This is a genomic window from Actinomadura fulvescens, assembly GCF_039533225.1.
Lineage (GTDB): Bacteria > Actinomycetota > Actinomycetes > Streptosporangiales > Streptosporangiaceae > Spirillospora > Spirillospora fulvescens.
Genome location: NZ_BAAATD010000001.1, coordinates 104,374 through 122,700, shown reverse-complemented (window position 1 = coordinate 122,700; position 18,327 = coordinate 104,374). Strand labels below are relative to the sequence as shown.

General features: G+C 71.0%; 16 protein-coding genes. 11 read left to right on the top strand and 5 right to left on the bottom strand.

Features of this window, described 5'->3' with window-relative positions; translation table 11 throughout:
• Positions 1-3: 3 nt before the first annotated feature.
• Positions 4-534, bottom strand: coding sequence for a TlpA family protein disulfide reductase (locus ABD333_RS00555; protein WP_344536601.1), 531 nt, complete (start codon positions 532-534; stop codon positions 4-6).
• 64 nt (positions 535-598) lie between these two features.
• On the bottom strand, positions 599-739 hold the full coding sequence (locus ABD333_RS00550; RefSeq protein ID WP_344536600.1) for a hypothetical protein: 141 nt from the start codon (positions 737-739) through the stop codon (positions 599-601).
• A gap of 246 nt (positions 740-985) precedes the next feature.
• On the opposite strand from ABD333_RS00550, the gene ABD333_RS00545 reads away from it, so the two are divergent.
• On the top strand, positions 986-2,143 hold the full coding sequence (locus ABD333_RS00545; protein WP_344536599.1) for a lipase family protein: 1,158 nt from the start codon (positions 986-988) through the stop codon (positions 2,141-2,143).
• A 13-nt stretch (positions 2,144-2,156) separates the two neighbouring features.
• Here the strand turns inward: ABD333_RS00545 and ABD333_RS00540 are convergent, their stop codons facing one another.
• Together ABD333_RS00540 and ABD333_RS00535 are read right to left on the bottom strand one after the other, a co-directional pair.
• Positions 2,157-2,378: a DUF5957 family protein gene (locus ABD333_RS00540; protein WP_344536598.1), complete on the bottom strand. Its 222-nt coding sequence runs from the start codon at positions 2,376-2,378 to the stop codon at positions 2,157-2,159.
• A 139-nt stretch (positions 2,379-2,517) separates the two neighbouring features.
• On the bottom strand, positions 2,518-3,654 hold the full coding sequence (locus tag ABD333_RS00535; RefSeq protein WP_344536596.1) for a sensor histidine kinase: 1,137 nt from the start codon (positions 3,652-3,654) through the stop codon (positions 2,518-2,520).
• A 137-nt stretch (positions 3,655-3,791) separates the two neighbouring features.
• On the opposite strand from ABD333_RS00535, the gene ABD333_RS00530 reads away from it, so the two are divergent.
• Positions 3,792-4,043, top strand: a complete 252-nt coding sequence (locus ABD333_RS00530; RefSeq protein ID WP_344536594.1) for a helix-turn-helix transcriptional regulator — start codon at positions 3,792-3,794, stop codon at positions 4,041-4,043.
• Positions 4,040-4,651, top strand: a complete 612-nt coding sequence (locus tag ABD333_RS00525) for a hypothetical protein (RefSeq protein WP_344536593.1) — start codon at positions 4,040-4,042, stop codon at positions 4,649-4,651. The genes ABD333_RS00530 and ABD333_RS00525 overlap by 4 nt, the downstream gene beginning before the upstream one ends.
• Here ABD333_RS00525 and glgP read toward each other — a convergent pair.
• Positions 4,648-7,242: an alpha-glucan family phosphorylase gene (gene glgP, locus ABD333_RS00520; protein WP_344536592.1), complete on the bottom strand. Its 2,595-nt coding sequence runs from the start codon at positions 7,240-7,242 to the stop codon at positions 4,648-4,650. The two genes, ABD333_RS00525 and glgP, sit on opposite strands and share 4 nt — an antisense overlap.
• Before the next feature lie 236 nt (positions 7,243-7,478).
• Here glgP and ABD333_RS00515 point away from each other — a divergent pair, with 236 nt between their 5' ends.
• From ABD333_RS00515 to ABD333_RS00480, 8 genes are all read left to right on the top strand, one after another.
• Entirely contained in the window at positions 7,479-9,563 is a 2,085-nt protein-coding gene (locus ABD333_RS00515) for an alpha-1,4-glucan--maltose-1-phosphate maltosyltransferase (RefSeq protein WP_344536591.1), read from the top strand.
• 71 nt (positions 9,564-9,634) lie between these two features.
• The gene (gene treS / locus ABD333_RS00510) at positions 9,635-11,419 is read left to right on the top strand and encodes a maltose alpha-D-glucosyltransferase (protein ID WP_344538775.1); all 1,785 of its coding nucleotides are present in this window, start codon (positions 9,635-9,637) and stop codon (positions 11,417-11,419) included.
• Positions 11,420-11,421: 2 nt separating this feature from the next.
• Complete coding sequence (locus ABD333_RS00505) at positions 11,422-12,834, top strand: maltokinase N-terminal cap-like domain-containing protein (protein ID WP_344536589.1); 1,413 nt, start codon at positions 11,422-11,424, stop codon at positions 12,832-12,834.
• A 411-nt stretch (positions 12,835-13,245) separates the two neighbouring features.
• The gene (locus tag ABD333_RS00500) at positions 13,246-14,022 is read left to right on the top strand and encodes a glycosyltransferase family 2 protein (protein WP_344536587.1); all 777 of its coding nucleotides are present in this window, start codon (positions 13,246-13,248) and stop codon (positions 14,020-14,022) included.
• Positions 14,023-14,035: 13 nt separating this feature from the next.
• Positions 14,036-15,112, top strand: a complete 1,077-nt coding sequence (locus ABD333_RS00495; protein ID WP_344536586.1) for a GNAT family N-acetyltransferase — start codon at positions 14,036-14,038, stop codon at positions 15,110-15,112.
• Positions 15,109-16,164 carry a glycosyltransferase family 2 protein gene (locus ABD333_RS00490; RefSeq protein WP_344536584.1) on the top strand — a complete coding sequence of 352 codons (1,056 nt, stop codon included), beginning with the start codon at positions 15,109-15,111 and terminating at the stop codon, positions 16,162-16,164. Before ABD333_RS00495 ends, ABD333_RS00490 begins: the two co-directional genes overlap by 4 nt.
• Positions 16,164-16,976, top strand: coding sequence for a polysaccharide deacetylase family protein (locus ABD333_RS00485; protein WP_344536583.1), 813 nt, complete (start codon positions 16,164-16,166; stop codon positions 16,974-16,976). Before ABD333_RS00490 ends, ABD333_RS00485 begins: the two co-directional genes overlap by 1 nt.
• Complete coding sequence (locus tag ABD333_RS00480) at positions 16,969-18,324, top strand: lipopolysaccharide biosynthesis protein (protein ID WP_344536581.1); 1,356 nt, start codon at positions 16,969-16,971, stop codon at positions 18,322-18,324. The genes ABD333_RS00485 and ABD333_RS00480 overlap by 8 nt, the downstream gene beginning before the upstream one ends.
• Positions 18,325-18,327: the final 3 nt, after the last annotated feature.

Sequence of the window (18,327 nt, the reverse complement as noted above, 5' to 3'; positions counted from 1 at the left end):
CCGCTACGGACGCGCGGCCACCGGGAGCCGCCCGGGGTCGGTCTCGGCGGCGACGATGACGGCCTCTCCGTCGATCAGATAGAAGCTGGGGAACTGCGAGATCTGCAGGGCCTTGCCCATCGGGCCGCCGAGCGACTCGACGACGACCGTGGCTACCGGTTCGAGCTGCGCGGCGAACACTCCGATCTGCTCCGGATCGCCGGTCACGAGGGCGAACGCCCGCTCGGGCGCGGTGTCGCGCAGGTACGCCGCGAACTCGGGGACCCTTTCGTGGCAGGACGCGCAGTCGGTGGAGAAGACGCCGACCAGGGTCTGCCCGGAGAACGACTCCCGCGTCACCGGCGAGCCGTCCAGGGAGGTCGCCTCGAAGGCGGCGAGCGGCGTGCCGGGCGCGACCATGCGCGACTGGGGCGGGCCGAGTTCGGCGAGGCGGATCGAGTGCGCGCCGAGGCGGCGGACCACGGCCATGGTCAGCATCAGGTTGGCCAGGCCCAGTGCGCCGACGAGAACGACTGCTACGACGAGGACGGACATGACGTTCTCCTTGGGGCGGCGACGGTGCCCGCCGGCGTCGCGGCCGGGCGGGCACCGTCTGCGATCAGCAGTAGTCGAACGAACCGCAGCTGGTCTGTCCGTTATGGTCGTGGTAGCAGCAGGTCCGGCAGAACTTGCCGTTGCAGCACCAGTCGGTCCAGCACACCGCGGCGGCCTTCGCCGAGGGCAGGACCGTCGCGAGCATTCGATCTCCCAGCTTGTTCAGGGCACGGATCACTGGGCCTCCCAGGTCGGGGAACGTTCCGCCCTCACAATGAGCTCGCCCCGAGCACCCGAGTACGGGCACCTTCGCCGACGATCGCTCGTCCCGTTCGACAGCTTGTGATCTTGACATGGCGGGCCTTACCGGACGGCGCCGCGCACGCTACGGTGACGGTGATCTCGGCGACCGCGCCCCCGGTCCGCGGCGCCCGGCCAGACGGAGGTCGCCATGCGCCGAACCGCCCTCTCCCTCGGGGCCGCCCTGCTCGCCACCACGCTGGCCGCGCCCTCCGCGCCCTCCGCCGCCGCGTCGGCCGCGGACGCGTCGCGGACCGCCGTCCGGCAGTCCGGCAAGGGTGTGGTCGTTTCGGTGGCGCCGCTGCCCGCCTCGCTCTGGCTGCCCGGCACGGGCAAGGCGTACCGGTTGACCTACACCTCGACCGGGCCTACCGGCGGTCCCGCGATCAGCAGCGGGGCGATGTTCGTTCCCCAGGGCGCCCCGCCGGCCGGCGGGTGGCCGGTGGTGTCCTGGACCCACGGGACGGTCGGCCTCGGCGACGCGTGCGCGCCCTCGACGGCCGGGCGTTCACAGCGGGACATCACCTACCTGACGACGTGGATGTCGAAGGGGTACGCGATCGTCTCCACCGACTACGTGGGGCTCGGCACGCCCGGCGGCCATCCGTACCTGGACGGGCGGTCCGCCGCGTACTCGGCCGCCGACATGGTGCGCGCCGCCCGGGGCGTGGACCGTTCGCTGGCGTCGAAGTGGGTGGTGATCGGCCAGTCGCAGGGCGGCCACGCGGCCCTGTTCACCTCGGTGCTGGCCGCGCGGTACGCGCCCGAGCTGGATTTCCGCGGCGCGGTGGCGACGGGCCCGCCCTCCAACCTCGAAGGCATCGTCTCCCTGGCCGGTCCGTACATCCCGCCGATCCCGATCCCCGATCTCACGGCCTACACCGCCTACATCCTCGCCGGGCTGCGCGCGGCCAGGCCCGCGTTCGACCTCGACCGCTACCTCACCCCACTCGGCAAGGAAGTGGTGAGGGATGCCGGTGAGCTCTGCTACGCCGACATGGTCAAGCGCACGAACGGCATCGGCATCGGCCAGTTGCTCAACCGGTCCCTCTTCGACGCCGCGTTCTTCAACGCGCTGCGCGGGGTCATGGAGGTGCCGCTCACCGGTCACACCCGTCCGCTGTACATCGCCCAGGGCATGGCCGACCTCACCGTCCCGATCCCCCTCACGCTCAAGCTCGCCGCCGATCTGAAGGCGCGCGGCGCGCCCCTGACGTTCAAGGCCTACGCGGGCGCCGACCACAGCGGCACGATGGCGGCGTCCCTGCCCGACACGACCAGGTTCGTGGCCGCGCTCTTCGCCCGCTGAGCCGGCGGGACTGCTAAGCCCGGCGGTCGGCGGGGTCGCGGGCCTGCCTCCGGTCGACGAACGGGCCCGCGACGGCGCCCGCCGCGGCGAGGAGCGGCGGGAGGACCGCGACCACCTTGAGCCAGTCGGGGCTGTCGAGCAGGAAGTGCCCGGCGGCGCCGATGAGCACCTCCAGGGCGAAACCCGCGAAGAGGCCCGCGATCAGGCCCAGGAGGACCGCTGCGACCGTTCTCATCGTTCGTTCTCCGTCGGCTCGCGGAAGGGACGAACCGATTGTGCGCGGCCGGTGGCGGGCCGCGAATCCCGCGTGAGAGGACAATCCGCCTACCGCTTCGGATGCAGCCCCTCCGCTTCCGTACATCGCGGGATGTAGGTCAGTCCAGGAGCGGAATGCTCGCCTCGACCCGGAAGCCGCCGCCGGGGCGCGGGCCGGCGGTGAGCGTGCCGCCGAGGGCCTCGGCGCGTTCGGTCATGCCGCGGATGCCGTTGCCCGGCGCGGCGGCGGGCTCGGGGTGGCCGTCGTCGTCGATCTGAAGCCGCACGGCGGTGGGCGTGTAGCGGATCCGCACGGTCACCGCGGTGGCGTCGGAATGCTTGGTGATGTTGGTGAGGGCCTCCTGGACGATGCGGAACGCCGCCAGGTCGGCCTCGGGCGGGAGGGGACGCGGGTCGCCCTCGGTCTCGGTGCGGATGTCCGGGCCGAGCGCGCGGGAGGTCAGCTCCTTCAGCCGGTCCAGTCCCGGCGGCGGGACGACGGGGGCGGCCTCGTCCACCTGGCGGAGGACGCCCAGGGTGGCGCGCAGCTCGCGGAGCGTCTCCTTGCTGGTCTCCTTGATGGCGGCGAGGGCCTCGCCGGAACGGGCGGGGTCCTTGGTGTGCAGGGCGGCGCCGGCCTGCACGTTGATCAGCGAGATGTTGTGGCCGAGCACGTCGTGCAGCTCGCGGGCGATGCGCAGGCGTTCCTCGGTGGCCCGCCGCAGCGCCTCCTCCTCGCGGCCCCGCTCGGCCTCGACGGCGCGCAGCTCGGCCTCGCGCAGGTACGCCTGGCGGTTGTGGACGACGGCACCGACCGCGATGACCGCGACGAACCAGCCGGCGAGGAGGTAGAGCGCGGCGTCCGCGAGATGGTTGACCTTGCTGTTGATCTCGCCGTACGCGGTAGCCGCCATCGCCCCCAGGCCGATGACCGAGGCGACGACCAGGCGGCCCGCGGCGGCGACCGAGTAGAGCGCGACGATGAACGTCGTCATCATCGGCCCGTCGGGTTCGGTCACGGGATAGTACGCGGCGCTCGCCGCCCCGGCGACGATCACGACCGCGACGGGGTGGGTGCGCCGCCACACGAGCGCGCCGCAGCCGACGATCATGAGCAGCCAGCCCATGCCGGGCACCGGCGCGCGCTCCCTGTTCTCCACCATCTGCACCGCCGTCGCCGTGGCGATGGCGGCGAACAGCACCAGCGCCAGCACGAGGTCGGCGACGCGTCCGCGCGGCGAGAAGCTCCTGCTCACGGCTCAATCCTGCCAGGCGTGCACGTTCAACAGTCTGTTGCACTCCTGCGAGTATATGTAGTACAACTGCTATCAACAGATACAGAGCTACTGAATACCGTCGTGAGAACCGTACAGAGAGGGGCGCAGCCCGGCCGATGTCCCCCAGCAAGGACGACAAAGAGCACGTCCACAACCGGATCCCGATGCTCCGGGCCGAGCGCGGCGTCTCGCGCCGCGACCTGGCGACCGCGCTCGGCGTCCACTACCAGACCGTCGGCTATCTCGAACGCGGCGAATACAGCCCCAGCCTGCATCTGGCGCTGCGCATCGCCGAGTACTTCGAGGTCCCCGTCGAGGTCGTCTTCTCCCTCAACCCCTTCCCCCGGATTGGAAGCACAGCACGATGAACTCCAAGGCACACGATGGCGCGGGCCGCTGGAGCGAGCGACGCGGCAGGTCACAGGCCAGGCGGGCCGAGCGCCTCCAGAAGCTGGACGCCGAGCTGGAGCGGCGCATGCCCGGCCGCTACGCCCGGCGGCGCAACCGCCGCCTCCTGGCGGGCACGGGCGCGGCCCTGCTCGGCCTGCTCTGGGCGGACGCGGCCATCTCGTGGGCGCTGGCCCCCTCCGACACCGCGATGATCGCCAACTTCGTGATCCTCGGCGTCCTCATAGTGCTCGGGCTGCCGATGGCCGGCCAGCTCATCGCGGTGACCCGCGGCGTGACCTCCAAGCGCGAGCACGAGCTCGACGAGCGCCAGCAGCTCGCCCGGCTCCGCGCGTTCTCGACCGCGTACAAGTGCACGACGGCGCTGATCGTCGTCGCCACCGCCGCGACGATGTTCTCCGACCGCGACGACGAGCTGCACGTGCCGTCGGCGGCGCTGTTCCTGATCCTGTTCGCGCTCCTGGTCACCCACGCGCTCCTGCCGCTGGTGGTCGCGACCTGGCAGCTGCCCGACCCTCCCGCCGAGGACGACGAGGACCCGGCGGACGCGGCCGGACACGCCGCCTAGCGGAGGTCTCCGTTCGTCATGCCGTGCGGCGGTGGCGGCAGGGCGACCAGGCCCATCTCCGCGCGACCGGACAGCATCGGATGCCGGGGCACGACGCGCACGCTGTAGCCGAACGCGCCGCTCCTGACCAGCGGGACCTCGCCGACATAGCGCAGCAGGCCGTTCTCCACGGGATCGCCGCCGGTGAGCTCCAGATAGGCGGGATCGACCAGCGCGTCGGTGTCGTCGACCCGGCCGTACGCGACCTCGACGGCGACGTCCTTCTGGTCCAGCCCGCCGAGGTCCACGACGACCCGTACCGGCAGGTTCGCGCCGACGTGCGGGCTCTCCTCCCCGCTGGTCTCGACGTGCTCGACCGCGACGCCCGGCCAGGCCTTGATGACCTTCTGCTTCCACGCCGCCAGCGCCCGGGCGCCGGCGTGGTCCCCGGCGGCCATCGCCCGGCCCGACCGGGCCGCCGGGGCGTAGAGGTCGTGGACGTAGTCGCGGACCATCCGGGACGCCAGTACCTTCGGCCCGAGCGTGACGATGGTGTGCTTGACCATCTCCAGCCAGCGGCGCGGCAGCCCGGCGGGGTCGCGGTCGTAGAACATCACCGAGACGTGGTCCTCGATCAGCTCGTACAGCGCCCCGGCCTCGATCGCGTCGCGGCGGTCGGGGGCGGCCAGCCCGTCGGCGGACGGGATCGCCCAGCCGTTCTGGCCGTCGTACCACTCGTCCCACCAGCCGTCCCGGATCGACAGGTTCAGCCCGCCGTTCAGCGCCGCCTTCATGCCGGAGGTGCCGCACGCCTCCAGCGGCCGGAGCGGGTTGTTCATCCACACGTCGCAGCCCTGGGTGAGGGAGCGCCCGAGGTCCATGTCGTAGTCGGGCAGGAAGACGATCCGGTGCCGCACGTCCTCCTGGTCGGCGAAGCGCACGATGTCCTGGATCAGGCGTTTGCCGCCCTCGTCGGCGGGGTGCGCCTTGCCCGCGATCACGATCTGGACGGGCCGCTCGGGGTGCAGCAGCAGCGCGCGGAGCCGCTCGGGGTCGCGCATCATCAGGGTCAGCCGCTTGTACGAGGGGACGCGGCGCGCGAACCCGATCGTCAGCACGTCGGGGTCGAGCGCGCCCTCTACCCAGGACAGCTCGGCCCCGCTGGCGCCGCGCTGCCGCCATGACTCGCGCAGCCGCCGCCGCGCGTCCCGGACGAGGCGTTCGCGCAGCGTCCGGCGCACCCGCCACATCTCGTTCTCGGGAACGTCCCGGACGCCCTCCCAGCCGCGCGATGACTCCACCACGTCCGGCACCTCGCGCGCGGCCAGGTCGAGCACCTCCCGGGCCACCCAGGTGCCGGCGTGCACGCCGTTCGTGATCGATCCGACCGGGACCTCGGCGGTGTCGAACCCGCCCCACAGGCCGCCGAACATCTCCCGGCTGACCTCGCCGTGCAGCTCGCTGACGCCGTTGACGCGCTGGGCCAGCCGCATCCCCATCACGGCCATGTTGAACACGGTGCGGTCGCCGTCGGCGTAGTCCTCCGCGCCCAGGGCGAGCACCCGGTCCACGGGCACGTCGGGCTCCTCGTTCACCCCGCCGAAGTACTTGTGGATCAGCTCGCGCGGGAACCGGTCGATGCCCGCCGGCACCGGCGTGTGCGTGGTGAACACGGTGCCCGCGCGCACCGCTTCGAGGGCCTCGTCGAAGGTCAGCCCGGACTCCGACACCAGCTCCCGGATGCGTTCCAGCCCGAGGAAGCCCGCGTGCCCCTCGTTGGTGTGGAACACCTCGGGCGCCGGATGCCCGCTGATGCGGCAGTACGCGCGGATGGCGCGGACCCCGCCGATGCCGAGCAGCATCTCCTGGAGGAGCCGGTGGTCGCCGCCGCCTCCGTACAGCCGGTCCGTGACGTCGCGGGCGGCCTGGTCGTTGTCCTCGACGTCGGAGTCGAGCAGCAGCTGCGGCACGCGCCCGACCTGGGCCAGCCACACCTGGGCGTGCAGATCGCGTCCCTGCGGCAGGCCGATGGTGACCCGTACCGGCGCGCCGTCCTGGTCGCGCAGCAGGGCGAGCGGCAACCCGTTGGGGTCGAACGTGGGGTAGCGCTCCAGCTGCCAGCCGTCCGGCGACAGCGACTGGGAGAAGTAGCCGTGCCGGTAGAGCAGCCCGACCCCGATGACGGGCACGCCGAGATCGCTGGCGGTCTTGAGGTGGTCCCCGGCCAGGATGCCCAGGCCGCCCGAGTACTGCGGCAGCGCGGCCGTGATCCCGTATTCCGGCGAGAAGTACGCGACGGCGTCGGGCGCGTCGTCGAGGTCCTGGTACCAGCGCGGCGCGGTCAGGTATTCGTTCAGGTCGTCGGCCGCGTCCTGCAGGCGGCGCAGGAACCGCCGGTCGACCGCGAGCAGCGACAGCCGCTCCGGCGAGACCTCGCCGAGCAGGCGGACCGGATCATGGCCGACCGCCTCCCACAGCTCGGGGTCCACGGCACGGAAGAGGTCGAGGGTCTCGTGGTGCCACGACCAGCGGAGATTGAGGACGAGCTGCTCCAGCCGGCGCAGCGGTGCGGGAAGGACAGAACGTACGGTGAATCGTCGGATTGCCTTCACGTACCGCAACGCTAGGCGCAGAACGCCTCGAAACGCGACCCCGCATCACGACAACGTCACCAGACGGATCTATCCGAGTCCTCACAAATCCCCATGCCGGAGGACCCGGCCACAGGTGGGCGACGTCACGGGCGGCTTCCGACAAGTCGCACAAAGTTATCGAAAGCTACAGGACGGTAAGGGCCCGATCGCGGGCATGGACGGTTTTGGAAATCGCGAGCGGGTAGAGGTGGCGCATGCGTGTCGAGTCCAGAATGTCCGGCAAGCCTGATTCGTCGAAGCCGGTGCCGAGGATCGGCCGCATCCCCATCCTGGACGTCGAGCCCCATCGCACCTGCGGCGAGTGGCCCGCCAAGGCCGTGGTCGGCGAGACCTTCACGGTCTCCGCCACGGTGTTCCGCGAGGGCCACGAGATGCTCGGTGCCGCGGTGGTACTGCGGACGCCGGACGGCGAGGTGCTCGCCCCGGCCACGATGACCGGACACGACGACGGCACCGACCGGATGAGCGCCGAGGTGACACCGACCGGCCCCGGCCACTGGCACTACCGCGTCGAGGCCTGGGGCGACCCGATCGCGCACTGGCACCACGACGCGCTCATCAAGGTGCCGCGCGGGCAGGACGTCGAGCTGATGCTCACCGAAGGGTCGCTGCTCTTCGAGCGCGCCGCCAAGGGCATGCCGCCCAAGGACCGGCCACGTCTCACCCGGCTCGCGAAACAGCTCGCCGACGTGACCGTCGACGCCATGGAGCGGCTCGACGCGGCGGGCCGCCCCGACGTGCTCGACGTCCTGGCACGCCATCCGCTGCGCGAGCTGGTGACCGACTCGCCGTGGTTCCCGCTCGTCGTCCACCGTGAACGGGCCCTGACCGGATCGTGGTACGAGTTCTTCCCTCGGTCGGAGGGCTCCACGTTCGACCCGCTCGGCCGCCGCGGCCCGATGTCCGGCACGTTCCGGACGGCGGCCAAGCGCCTGCCGGCCATCGCCGAGATGGGCTTCGACGTCGTCTACCTGCCGCCGATCCACCCGATCGGCGGAACGTTCCGCAAGGGTCCCAACAACACCCTCGAAGCCGGGCCGTACGACCCCGGCTCTCCCTGGGCCATCGGCTCGGCCGAGGGCGGCCACGACGCGATCCACCCCGACCTCGGTACGTTCGCCGACTTCAAGGCCTTCGTCGAGGCCGCGGCCGACCTCGGCATGGAGGTCGCGCTCGACCTGGCGCTGCAGTGCTCCCCCGACCACCCGTGGGTCACCGAGCACCCCGAGTGGTTCACCAAGCGGGCGGACGGCACCATCGCCTACGCCGAGAACCCGCCCAAGAAGTACCAGGACATCTACCCGCTCAACTTCGACAACGACCCGGAGGGCATCTACCGCGAGGTGCTGCGGGTGGTGCGGCTCTGGATGGACCACGGCGTACGGATCTTCCGCGTGGACAACCCGCACACCAAGCCCGTGCCGTTCTGGGAACGGCTGCTGGCCGAGGTCGCCGAGACCGACCCCGACGTGCTCTTCCTGGCCGAGGCGTTCACCCGGCCGGCCATGATGCACACCCTGGCCAAGATCGGTTTCCACCAGTCGTACACGTACTTCACCTGGAAGAACTCCCAGTGGGAGCTGGAGCAGTACTTCAGCGAGCTGGCCGGCCCGGCCGCCGCCTACATGCGGCCCAACGTCTTCGTCAACACCCCCGACATCCTCAACGAGTACCTGGTGCACGGCGGCCGCCCGGCGTTCGAGATCCGCGCGATCCTCGCCGCCCTGCTGTCGCCCACCTGGGGTGTCTACTCCGGCTACGAACTGATCGAGAACACGCCCGTCCGTCCCGGCAGTGAGGAGTACCGCGACTCGGAGAAGTACCAGTACCGTCCGCGTGACTGGGAGCGGGCCGAACGCGAGGGCACGACCATCGCGCCGCTCATCAGCCGGCTCAACGGTTTCCGGCGAGCGCATCCGGCGCTGCGCAGGCTGCGCGACCTGCGGTTCCATTCCGTCGACCAGCACGAGCTCATCTGCTTCTCCAAGAAGCTCACCATTCCCCGCAGCGAAGCGCGGCCGGGGGGTACAGGGGGGTCGTCCCCCCTGACGGGACACGACGACGTGGTGCTGGCCGTGGTCAATCTCAATCCCCATCAGGTCCGCGAGGCGACCGTGCACCTCGACCTGCCCGCACTCGGGCTCGCCCCCGACGCGGAGTTCGCCGTGACCGACGAGTTCTCCGGCGAGACCTACACCTGGCGGCAGGCCAACTACGTGCGCCTCGATCCCCACGTCCAGCCGGCCCACATCTTCACGCTCCGGAGAAACGAGAGTTGAACCCTCCTGCCTCTTCCTCCCCCTTCACTCCCGCACCAGGGCCAATCCCACGCGACGAACCGATTCCCGAACTGCCTCCCGAGGCCGTCCCCGTCACCTCCGAGCCCGTCCCCGACTCGTTCAGCCCCGGAACGCCCCGCGACCCGCACTGGTACAAGACCGCCGTCTTCTACGAGGTGGCGGTGCGCAGCTTCCAGGACTCCGACGGCAACGGCGTCGGCGACCTGCGCGGGCTGATCCAGCGCCTCGACTACCTGGAATGGCTGGGGGTCGACTGCCTCTGGCTGCTGCCGCTCTACCAGTCGCCGCTGCGCGACGGCGGGTACGACATCAGCGACTTCACCAAGATCCTTCCGGAGTTCGGCGAGCTCGGCGACTTCGTGGAGCTGATCGACCAGGCGCACGCGCGCGGCATCCGCGTGATCGCCGATCTCGTCATGAACCACACCTCGGACCAGCACCCGTGGTTCCAGGCGTCCCGGTCCGATCCCGACGGGCCGTTCGGCGACTTCTACGTCTGGTCCGACAACGACGAGGCCTACTCCGACGCCCGGATCATCTTCGTCGACACCGAGACCTCCAACTGGAGCTACGACCCGGTGCGCGGCCAGAACTACTGGCACCGCTTCTTCTCGCACCAGCCCGACCTCAACTACGACAACCCGGCGGTGCAGGACGCGATGCTGGAGGTGCTGCGCTTCTGGCTGGACCTCGGCATCGACGGCTTCCGGCTGGACGCCGTGCCGTACCTGTACGAACGGGAGGGCACCAACTGCGAGAACCTCCCGGAGACCCACGCCTACCTCAAGCGGGTCCGCGCCGAGGTGGACCGCCTCTATCCCGACCGGGTGCTGCTGGCCGAGGCCAACCAGTGGCCGGAGGACGTCGTGGAGTACTTCGGCGATCCGGGGGTCGGCGGCGACGAGTGCCACATGGCCTTCCACTTCCCGGTGATGCCGCGCATCTTCATGGCGGTACGGCGCGAGCAGCGCTATCCCATCTCCGAGATCATGGCGTCCACTCCCAAGATCCCTGAGAACTGCCAGTGGGGCATCTTCCTGCGCAACCACGACGAGCTCACGCTCGAGATGGTCACCGACGAAGAGCGCGACTACATGTACGCCGAGTACGCCAGAGATCCCCGGATGAAGGCCAACATCGGCATCCGGCGGCGGCTCGCCCCGCTGCTCGACAACGACCGCGACCAGCTGGAGCTGTTCACCGCGCTGCTGCTGTCGCTGCCCGGCTCACCCGTCATGTACTACGGCGACGAGATCGGCATGGGCGACAACATCTGGCTGGGCGACCGTGACGCCGTCCGTACCCCCATGCAGTGGGAGCCCGACCGCAACGCGGGCTTCTCCAAGTGCGACCCGGCCCGGCTCTACCTGCCGGTCATCATGGACCCGATCTACGGCTACCAGGCCGTCAACGTCGAGGCCCAGCGCAACAACCCCGGCTCGCTGCTGCACTGGACCCGCAAGATGATCGAGATCCGGCAGCGGCACCCGGTGTTCGGGGTCGGCTCGTACGTGGAGCTGTCGGCCTCCAATCCCAGCGTGCTGGCGTTCGTCCGGGAGATCAACGGCGGCCAGATGGGCACGGAGCAGGGCAACCAGTGGGGCGGGGTCGACAGGGTCCTGTGCGTCAACAACCTGTCGCGGTTCCCGCAGCCGGTGGAGCTGGATCTGCGGCGGTTCGAGGGCTCCACCCCGATCGAATGCATGGGCGGCGTGCAGTTCCCGGCCATCGGGGAGCTGCCGTACCTGCTGACGCTGCCGGGACACGGCTTCTACTGGTTCCTGCTTCCGCCGCCGCACGACGGTCACGACTCTCGCTCAGACGAGGTGAGGTAGGCATGGAACCCGTCACCGAGCTGCTCGCCGGCTGGCTGCCCCGGCAGCGGTGGTTCGCCGGCAAGGGCCGCGCCATCGACGAGATCTCCATCGCGACGGCGACCGAGCTGCGGGCCGCCGATCCGGCGCTGCACCATCTCGTCCTCGCCGTGCGGCAGGGCGAGGACGTGGACCGCTACCAGCTGCTCCTCGGCATGCGCGGCGAGCTGCCCGACCGGTTGCGGCCCGGCGAGATCGGACGGATGTCCGGGCCGAACGGGCCGTGGCTCTACGACGCCGCGCACGACCCGCGGGCGACCCGCGACCTGCTGGCGCTCATGGCGCAGGGCGGCGTGGTCGGGCCGCTGCGGTTCCACCACGCGCCCGGCATGGCGGTCGAGACCGGCCTGGACGGCGTGGTCGGCACCGCCGAGCAGAGCAACACCTCGGTGATCTTCGGCGACTCCTACATCTGCAAGCTCTTCCGGCGCCTGTCCCCTGGCATCAACCCCGACCTCGAAGTGAACCTCGCGCTGACCAACCTGGGCTGCGCCCACATTCCGGCCGTGCACGGCTGGATCGAGCTCGAAGGGTCCGGCGGTCCCGGGCTGGCCGACGACGAGGGCGCCACGCTCGCCCTGCTGTCGGAGTTCCTGCGGACCGGCACCGACGGCTGGCAGCTCGCCATCACCAGCGTCCGCGACTGGTTCGCGCGGTCGCTGCCGCCGGGCGCCGAGCCCGACCCGGGGCTCGCCGGAGGCGACTTCGCCGCCGAGTCGGAGCGGCTCGGCGCCGCGACGGCGGCGGTGCACCGTGACCTGGCGTCGGCGTTCGGCGTGACGCGGCAGCCGGTCGCCGGGATGCGGGCGGCGGCCGAGGGCATGCACCGCCAGCTCGCCGAGGTGTGCCGGGAGGTGCCGGAGATCGGGCCGTACGCCGGCGCGATCACGGCCGCCTTCGACGCGTTCGCCGGGCTGGTCGGGGAGCCGCCGTTCCAGCGGATCCACGGCGACCTCCACCTCGGCCAGGCCATGCGCACCGACACCGGCTGGGTGCTGCTCGACTTCGAGGGCGAACCCGCCCGGTCGCCGGGCGAACGCCGGGCGGTCTCGCATCCGCTGCGGGACGTGGCGGGCATGCTGCGGTCCTTCGAATACGCGGCGCGTTTCCTGCTCGCCGACGAGGAGCACACCTCCGCCGAGGGCGCACGCGAACTCGAAATGCGCGCGCACGCCTGGGCGGCGCGCAACCGCGCGGCATTCTGCCGTGGTTATGCCGCGGCCGGCGGCGCCGATCCCGCGGCGCATTCGGTGCTCGTCCGCGCATTCGAGCTCGACAAGGCGGTGTACGAGGTGCGTTATGAGGCCCGGAATCGGCCGTCCTGGCTTCATGTGCCACTGCGTTCACTCGCACATCTCGGTGAACGAACGGGCTGATCACAAGGCCTCTATGCCCCATTTCTGGCCATTCGCCGGATCGAATCACCGTGATCTCATCGCGCCGAAGTCAGGACGATCATTTGTTCTGGCCACATGCGGACATCAACGATCATGAGTTCTTCCGAATTATGCCGAATGACCGGTGAGGCGGTACGTGACGAGGCCCTTACCAATTGGAGCCGTACCAGGTACGTAGCCGATCCTGCGCAACTTACGGGAGTCCCCGCGCAAGCGGCCTGAACATGATGAGCTCACCCGCCATCTAACCGTTCAAGACGCCAACCATTAACGGGGACTCCGATGCAAACTCCTGACTCCGTGCGTGCCACGGCACGCGGCTCGGGGCATGTCGACGCCGCGTCGAGGGCAGCCTCCCTCAACCACGCGCGTCCCGCCAACGTTCTGTCCGTGTCGGGCCACACGCGGCGCTGGCCGACCGTCACCGCGGTCATCCCCACGCTCAACGAGGCCGCCAACCTCCGATGGCTCATGCCGCGGCTCACCGCGGTCGACGAGATCGTGATCGTCGACGGCGAGTCCACCGACGGGACCGTCGAGTACGTGCTGTCCGTACGGCCGGACGCGCGCGTCATCGTCGAGCCCCCGACCGGCAAGGGCACCGCCATGCGCACGGGAATGGCCGCGGCGACCTCCGAAATAATCATCATGCTGGACGCCGACGGCAGCATGGACCCGGCCGAGTTCGACTCGTTCCTGGCCCTGCTCTGCCGCGGCTACGACTTCGTCAAGGGCACGCGGTACGGCTGCGGCGGCGGCTCCGACGACCTGACGGGGCTGCGCCGGCTCGGCAACTCCGCCCTCACCGGGCTGGCCAACCGGCTCTACCGGCAGAACTGGTCCGACCTGTGCTACGGCTACGTGGCCCTGCGCCGCGAAGCTGTCGAGCGGCTCCAGCTGGAGTCGACCGGCTTCGAGATCGAGACCGAGATGTGCGTCAACGCGGTCCGCGCCGGCCTGCGCATCGCCGAGGTCGCCAGCCACGAGACCGAGCGACGCCACGGCGAGTCCAACCTCAACACCTGGCGCGACGGCTGGCGCGTGCTGAAGACGATGGTCCGGCTGCGCTTCGCGCGCCGCCTGGACAGCCCGCCCGAGCCGCTCCCACTCGAGCCCCTTCCGCTGCACTTCCAGACGGCGGCGTTGAGCCGGACCGGTACCGAGTAGGGACACCCCCGCGGTGAAGATCTCCATCATCCGCCCGCGCGACCTCGGCGAGGCCGAGGTCAAGCGATGGCGTGACCTCCAGCTGACCCACCCCGACCTGGCGAGCCCGTTCCTCGCGCCGGAGTTCGCCATCGGCGTCGACCGCTTCCGCGCGGAGTGCACGGTCCGGGTCGCGGTCGTGGAGGACGCCACCGGCATCGTCGCGTTCTTCCCGTACGAACGCGGCGCGCTCGGCACCGGTCACCCGGTCGGGTTCGGCCTGACCGACCTGCAAGGCATCATCGCCCCGCCCGGCCTGCGGCTCAACGCGCGCGCCCTGCTGCGCGCCTGCGGCCTCGGCGTCTGGGACTTCGACCACCTGCTGGCCCACCAGCCCACGTTCGCCCCGTTCCACAGCGTCCGGCGGGTGGAGCCGGTGATGGACTTGAGCGGCGGCTTCGACGCGTTCGCCGACAAGGCCCGGCAGGCCGCGCCCAAGACGCACAAGACGATCCGCTACAAGGAGCGCAAGCTCGGCCGCGACGTGGGCGAGGTGCGCTACGTCTTCTCCTCCGACGACCGAGCCGACCTGCGGCGGCTTATGGAGTGGAAGTCCGCCCAATACACCCGTACGGGCCGCACCGACCGCTTCGCGCGGCCATGGATCGTCAGGCTCGTCCAACACTTCCACGAGACGGGGTTCGGCGTGCTCAGCGTGCTGTACGCGGGCGACGAGCCGGTCTCGTCCCACTTCGGGCTGCGCAACGGGCACGTGATGGCGGGCTGGTTCCCGGCCTACGACCTCCGCTTCGGCAAGTACTCCCCCGGCATGATCGGGCACGTCCACCTGGCGCGCGGCTGCGCCGGGCACGGCATCACCGAGATCGCGATGGGGCGCGGCGGCAAGGAGTTCAAGGAGGGCCTCACGAGCCGCGAGATCCCGATCGCCGAGGGCCGGGTCGCGCGGACCACGCCCGGCGCCGGGGTGCACTGGCTCCGCACCACGCCGCTCAACAAGGCGCGCGGCGCCGTGCTCGACAACCCCGCTCTCTACAAGCGCGCCGACCGGGTGCTCAAGACCTACGCCAGGCTGAAGGGGCGGGCCGGATGAGCGGCATCGGATTCTCCGTGGTGATCTGCGCCTACACCGAGCGGCGCTGGGACGACGTGCACGCGGCGGTGGCCTCGGTGCGCGCCCAACTGCACGCGCCCGAAGAGATCATCGTGGTCGTCGACCACAACCCCGCGCTGTACGCCCGGCTTCGGGAGTCGCTGACCGGCGTCACGGTGGTGGAGAACCGCGAGGGACGCGGCCTGTCCGGCGGCAAGAACACCGGCGTCGCGGTCGCTCGCGGCGACGTGGTGGCCTTCCTCGACGACGACGCGGTCGCCGCGCCCGGCTGGCTGGAGGCGTTCGCGCGCCACTACGACGACCCGGCGGTGGCCGGGGTCGGCGGCCTGACCCTGCCGATGTGGCCCGGCTCCACTCCGTCGAACGTGCTCGTCTCGGCGCCCGTGCCGGAGACGACCGGGGCGCGGCCGGGCTGGTTCCCCGAGGAGTTCGACTGGACCGTCGGATGCACGTACCGCGGCATGCGGCCAGGCCCCATCCGCAACCTCATGGGCGGCAACGCCTCGTTCCGCCGCGAGATGTTCCCCGTCGCCGGCGGCTTCAGCACCGGGATCGGGCGCGGCTTCCACAAACGGCCGCTGGGCTGCGAGGAGACCGAGTTCTGCATCCGGCTACGCCAGCGCAGCCCGCGGTCGGAGCTGGTCTTCGATGACGAGGCGGTGATCTGGCACCGCGTGCCGCCCGAGCGCGCGCGCTTCTCCTACTTCCGCGAACGCTGCTACGCCGAAGGCCTGTCCAAGGCCCTGGTCACGCAGAGCGTCGGCAGCCAGGACGGGCTCGCCAGCGAACGCGCCCACGCGCTCAAGACCCTCCCGCGCGGCGCGATGAAGGGCGTCGGCGACGCCTTCCGCGGCGAGCCGGCCGGGATCGGCCGCGCGGGCGCCATCACGGTCGGGCTCGCCTGGACGGCGTGGGGCTACGGGGTGGGGCTCGGCGCCGCACGCCGCCGCGCCCGCCAGGCCCGCCGCGCCCGCCGCGACCAGGGCGCGATGGCCACCCGTGGACGGCCGGGCGGCGAAGGAGTCGTCTGATGACCGGGGTTCCGGTGCTGATGTACCACTCCGTCTGTGAGCGGCCTCCGCCCTCGACGGCGGCGCTCGCGGTGCGGCCCGGTGCGTTCGCCGACCAGATGGCGCTGCTGAAGGATCGCGGCTTCACGCCCGTTCCGTTCTCGGCCGTCGCGGCGGGCACGGCGGGCGCGGCGGGCGATCTGCCAGGCAAGCCGGTGGCCATCACGTTCGACGACGGGTACGCCGACTTCCACGAGCACGCGCTGCCCGTCCTCGACGCGCACGGCTTCACCGCCACGGTCTTCGTCACCACCGGCTGGCTGGCCGACGCCGGGGCCGACGCGGCCGGGCGCCCGCTCGACCGCATGCTGGCGTGGGAGCAGGTCCGCGAGGCCGCCGCGCACGGCATCGAGATCGGCGGGCACAGCCACAGCCATCCGCAGCTCGACCAGCTCGGTGACGCCGACCTGCGCTCGGAGCTGACCCGCAACCGCGGCCTGCTCGAAGACCGGCTCGGCCGCGCGGTGATCACGATGGCCTATCCGTACGGCTACTCCAGCGTGCGGGTCCGGCGTGCCGTCCGGGCGGCCGGGTATGACGCCGCGTGTTCGGTCGAGAACAAGCTCGGCGGCGCCGGCCGGGAGGGCCGTGCGGACACGCTGGCGATCCCCCGCCTGACCGTCCGCATGTCCACCTCGCTCGACACGTTCGAACGGGTCGCGGACGGAAGGGGCATCCCCCTGATCTATCTCAAGGATCGTGCCCTCACGCGCGGGTTCGCCGTCGTCCGCCGGACGCGCTACGCGGTGCGGCGGGTGACGCGCCGTGTCTGATCCCGGGGTCCTCGCGCCGCAACCCCCCGGGCAGCCGGGGTGGCTGCGCCGAGAGCTGTCCAACCCGCTGTTCCGCAACGCCTACGCGCTCGTCGCCAACGGTGGCCTCACCGGGCTGCTGGGGCTGGCCTACTGGGCGCTGGGCGCCAAGTTCTACGCCCCCGACGACGTCGGCCGCAACTGGGCCGTGATCCAGGCGATCATGTTCGTCGGCAGCGTGACCATGCTCAACTTCCTGCTGATCCGGTTCATCCCGCAGACCGCGCGGGGCACCAGGGCGCTGGTCCTGGTCTGCTACGGCACCGGGACGGCGGCGGCGGCCCTGCTCGCGCTCGCCTTCCTCGCGACGCTGGAGGTCTGGGGGCCGTCGTTCCAGCACCTGAACGAGGGCAAGGCGGCCGTCTGGTTCCTCGTGATGGCCGTCGCCTGGAACCTGTGGAACCAGCAGGAGGGCGTGTTCACCGGGCTGCGGCACGCCGGCTGGGTGCCGGTCGTCAACGCCGTCTTCGGCGCGACCAAGCTGGTCATGCTGGTGGCGCTCGCGGCGGCGTTCCCCGACGACGGCGTGACGCTGTCGTGGTTCGTGCCGGTGATGGTCGCGATCGTCCCGGTCAGCTTCCTGATCTTCGGCCGCATGATCCCGGCGCACAGCCGGGAGAACTTCGGCCGCGGGCCGCGTCCCACCTACGGCGAGATCGGCCGGTACGTCGGCGGCGCGTACGTGGGCGGCGCGTTCCAGTACGCCTCGATCAGCCTCATCCCGGTCGTGGTCGCCGCGCACATCAGCGAGACGGCCAACGCCTACTTCCAGATGGCCTGGGCTCTTGGCATGATGCTCGACCTGCTGGCGCTCACGCTGTCGATGTCGCTGACGGTCGAGGGCTCGTTCGAGCGCGAGCGGCTCGCCGAGTCGACCCGGGCGGCCCTGCGCCGCACGCTGACGCTGATGACGCCGGTCGTGGTCGTCGTGATCGTGGCGGCGCCGTTCGCGCTGGAGTTCTTCGGCCACGACTACAGCGAGAAGGGCGCGCCGCTCCTGCAGATCCTGGCCCTCGCGGTGCTGCCCAAGGCGCTCATCGAGCTCTACATCGGCGTGCTGCGCGTGGTGAACCGCACCCGCCTCATCGCGCTGCTGCAGGCCGTCCGGTTCGCGGGGGTGCTGGCGCTCATCCTGGCGCTCTTCGACTCCGAGCACCTGGCCACGATCGGCCTGATCATCGTCGCGGTGAACGTGGTGGTCGCGGCGGCGATCCTTCCCGGATTGCTGAGGGCGGCCAAGCCAAAGCCTTCCCCCGCCTCTGAGGGCGGGATATCTCTTGAGGACGGGGGGAGCGGCCATGGGGGGTGAAAC

Excerpts from the sequence above, each read along its gene's own strand:
- ABD333_RS00555 (WP_344536601.1), bottom strand. The coding sequence starts at position 534 with ATGTCCGTCCTCGTCGTAGCAGTCGTTCTCGTCGGCGCACTGGGCCTG.
- ABD333_RS00550 (WP_344536600.1), bottom strand. The coding sequence starts at position 739 with ATGCTCGCGACGGTCCTGCCCTCGGCGAAGGCCGCCGCGGTGTGCTGG.
- ABD333_RS00545 (WP_344536599.1), top strand. The coding sequence starts at position 986 with ATGCGCCGAACCGCCCTCTCCCTCGGGGCCGCCCTGCTCGCCACCACG.
- ABD333_RS00540 (WP_344536598.1), bottom strand. The coding sequence starts at position 2,378 with ATGAGAACGGTCGCAGCGGTCCTCCTGGGCCTGATCGCGGGCCTCTTC.
- ABD333_RS00530 (WP_344536594.1), top strand. The coding sequence starts at position 3,792 with ATGTCCCCCAGCAAGGACGACAAAGAGCACGTCCACAACCGGATCCCG.
- ABD333_RS00525 (WP_344536593.1), top strand. The coding sequence starts at position 4,040 with ATGAACTCCAAGGCACACGATGGCGCGGGCCGCTGGAGCGAGCGACGC.
- ABD333_RS00515 (WP_344536591.1), top strand. The coding sequence starts at position 7,479 with ATGCGTGTCGAGTCCAGAATGTCCGGCAAGCCTGATTCGTCGAAGCCG.
- ABD333_RS00505 (WP_344536589.1), top strand. The coding sequence starts at position 11,422 with ATGGAACCCGTCACCGAGCTGCTCGCCGGCTGGCTGCCCCGGCAGCGG.
- ABD333_RS00490 (WP_344536584.1), top strand. The coding sequence starts at position 15,109 with ATGAGCGGCATCGGATTCTCCGTGGTGATCTGCGCCTACACCGAGCGG.
- ABD333_RS00485 (WP_344536583.1), top strand. The coding sequence starts at position 16,164 with ATGACCGGGGTTCCGGTGCTGATGTACCACTCCGTCTGTGAGCGGCCT.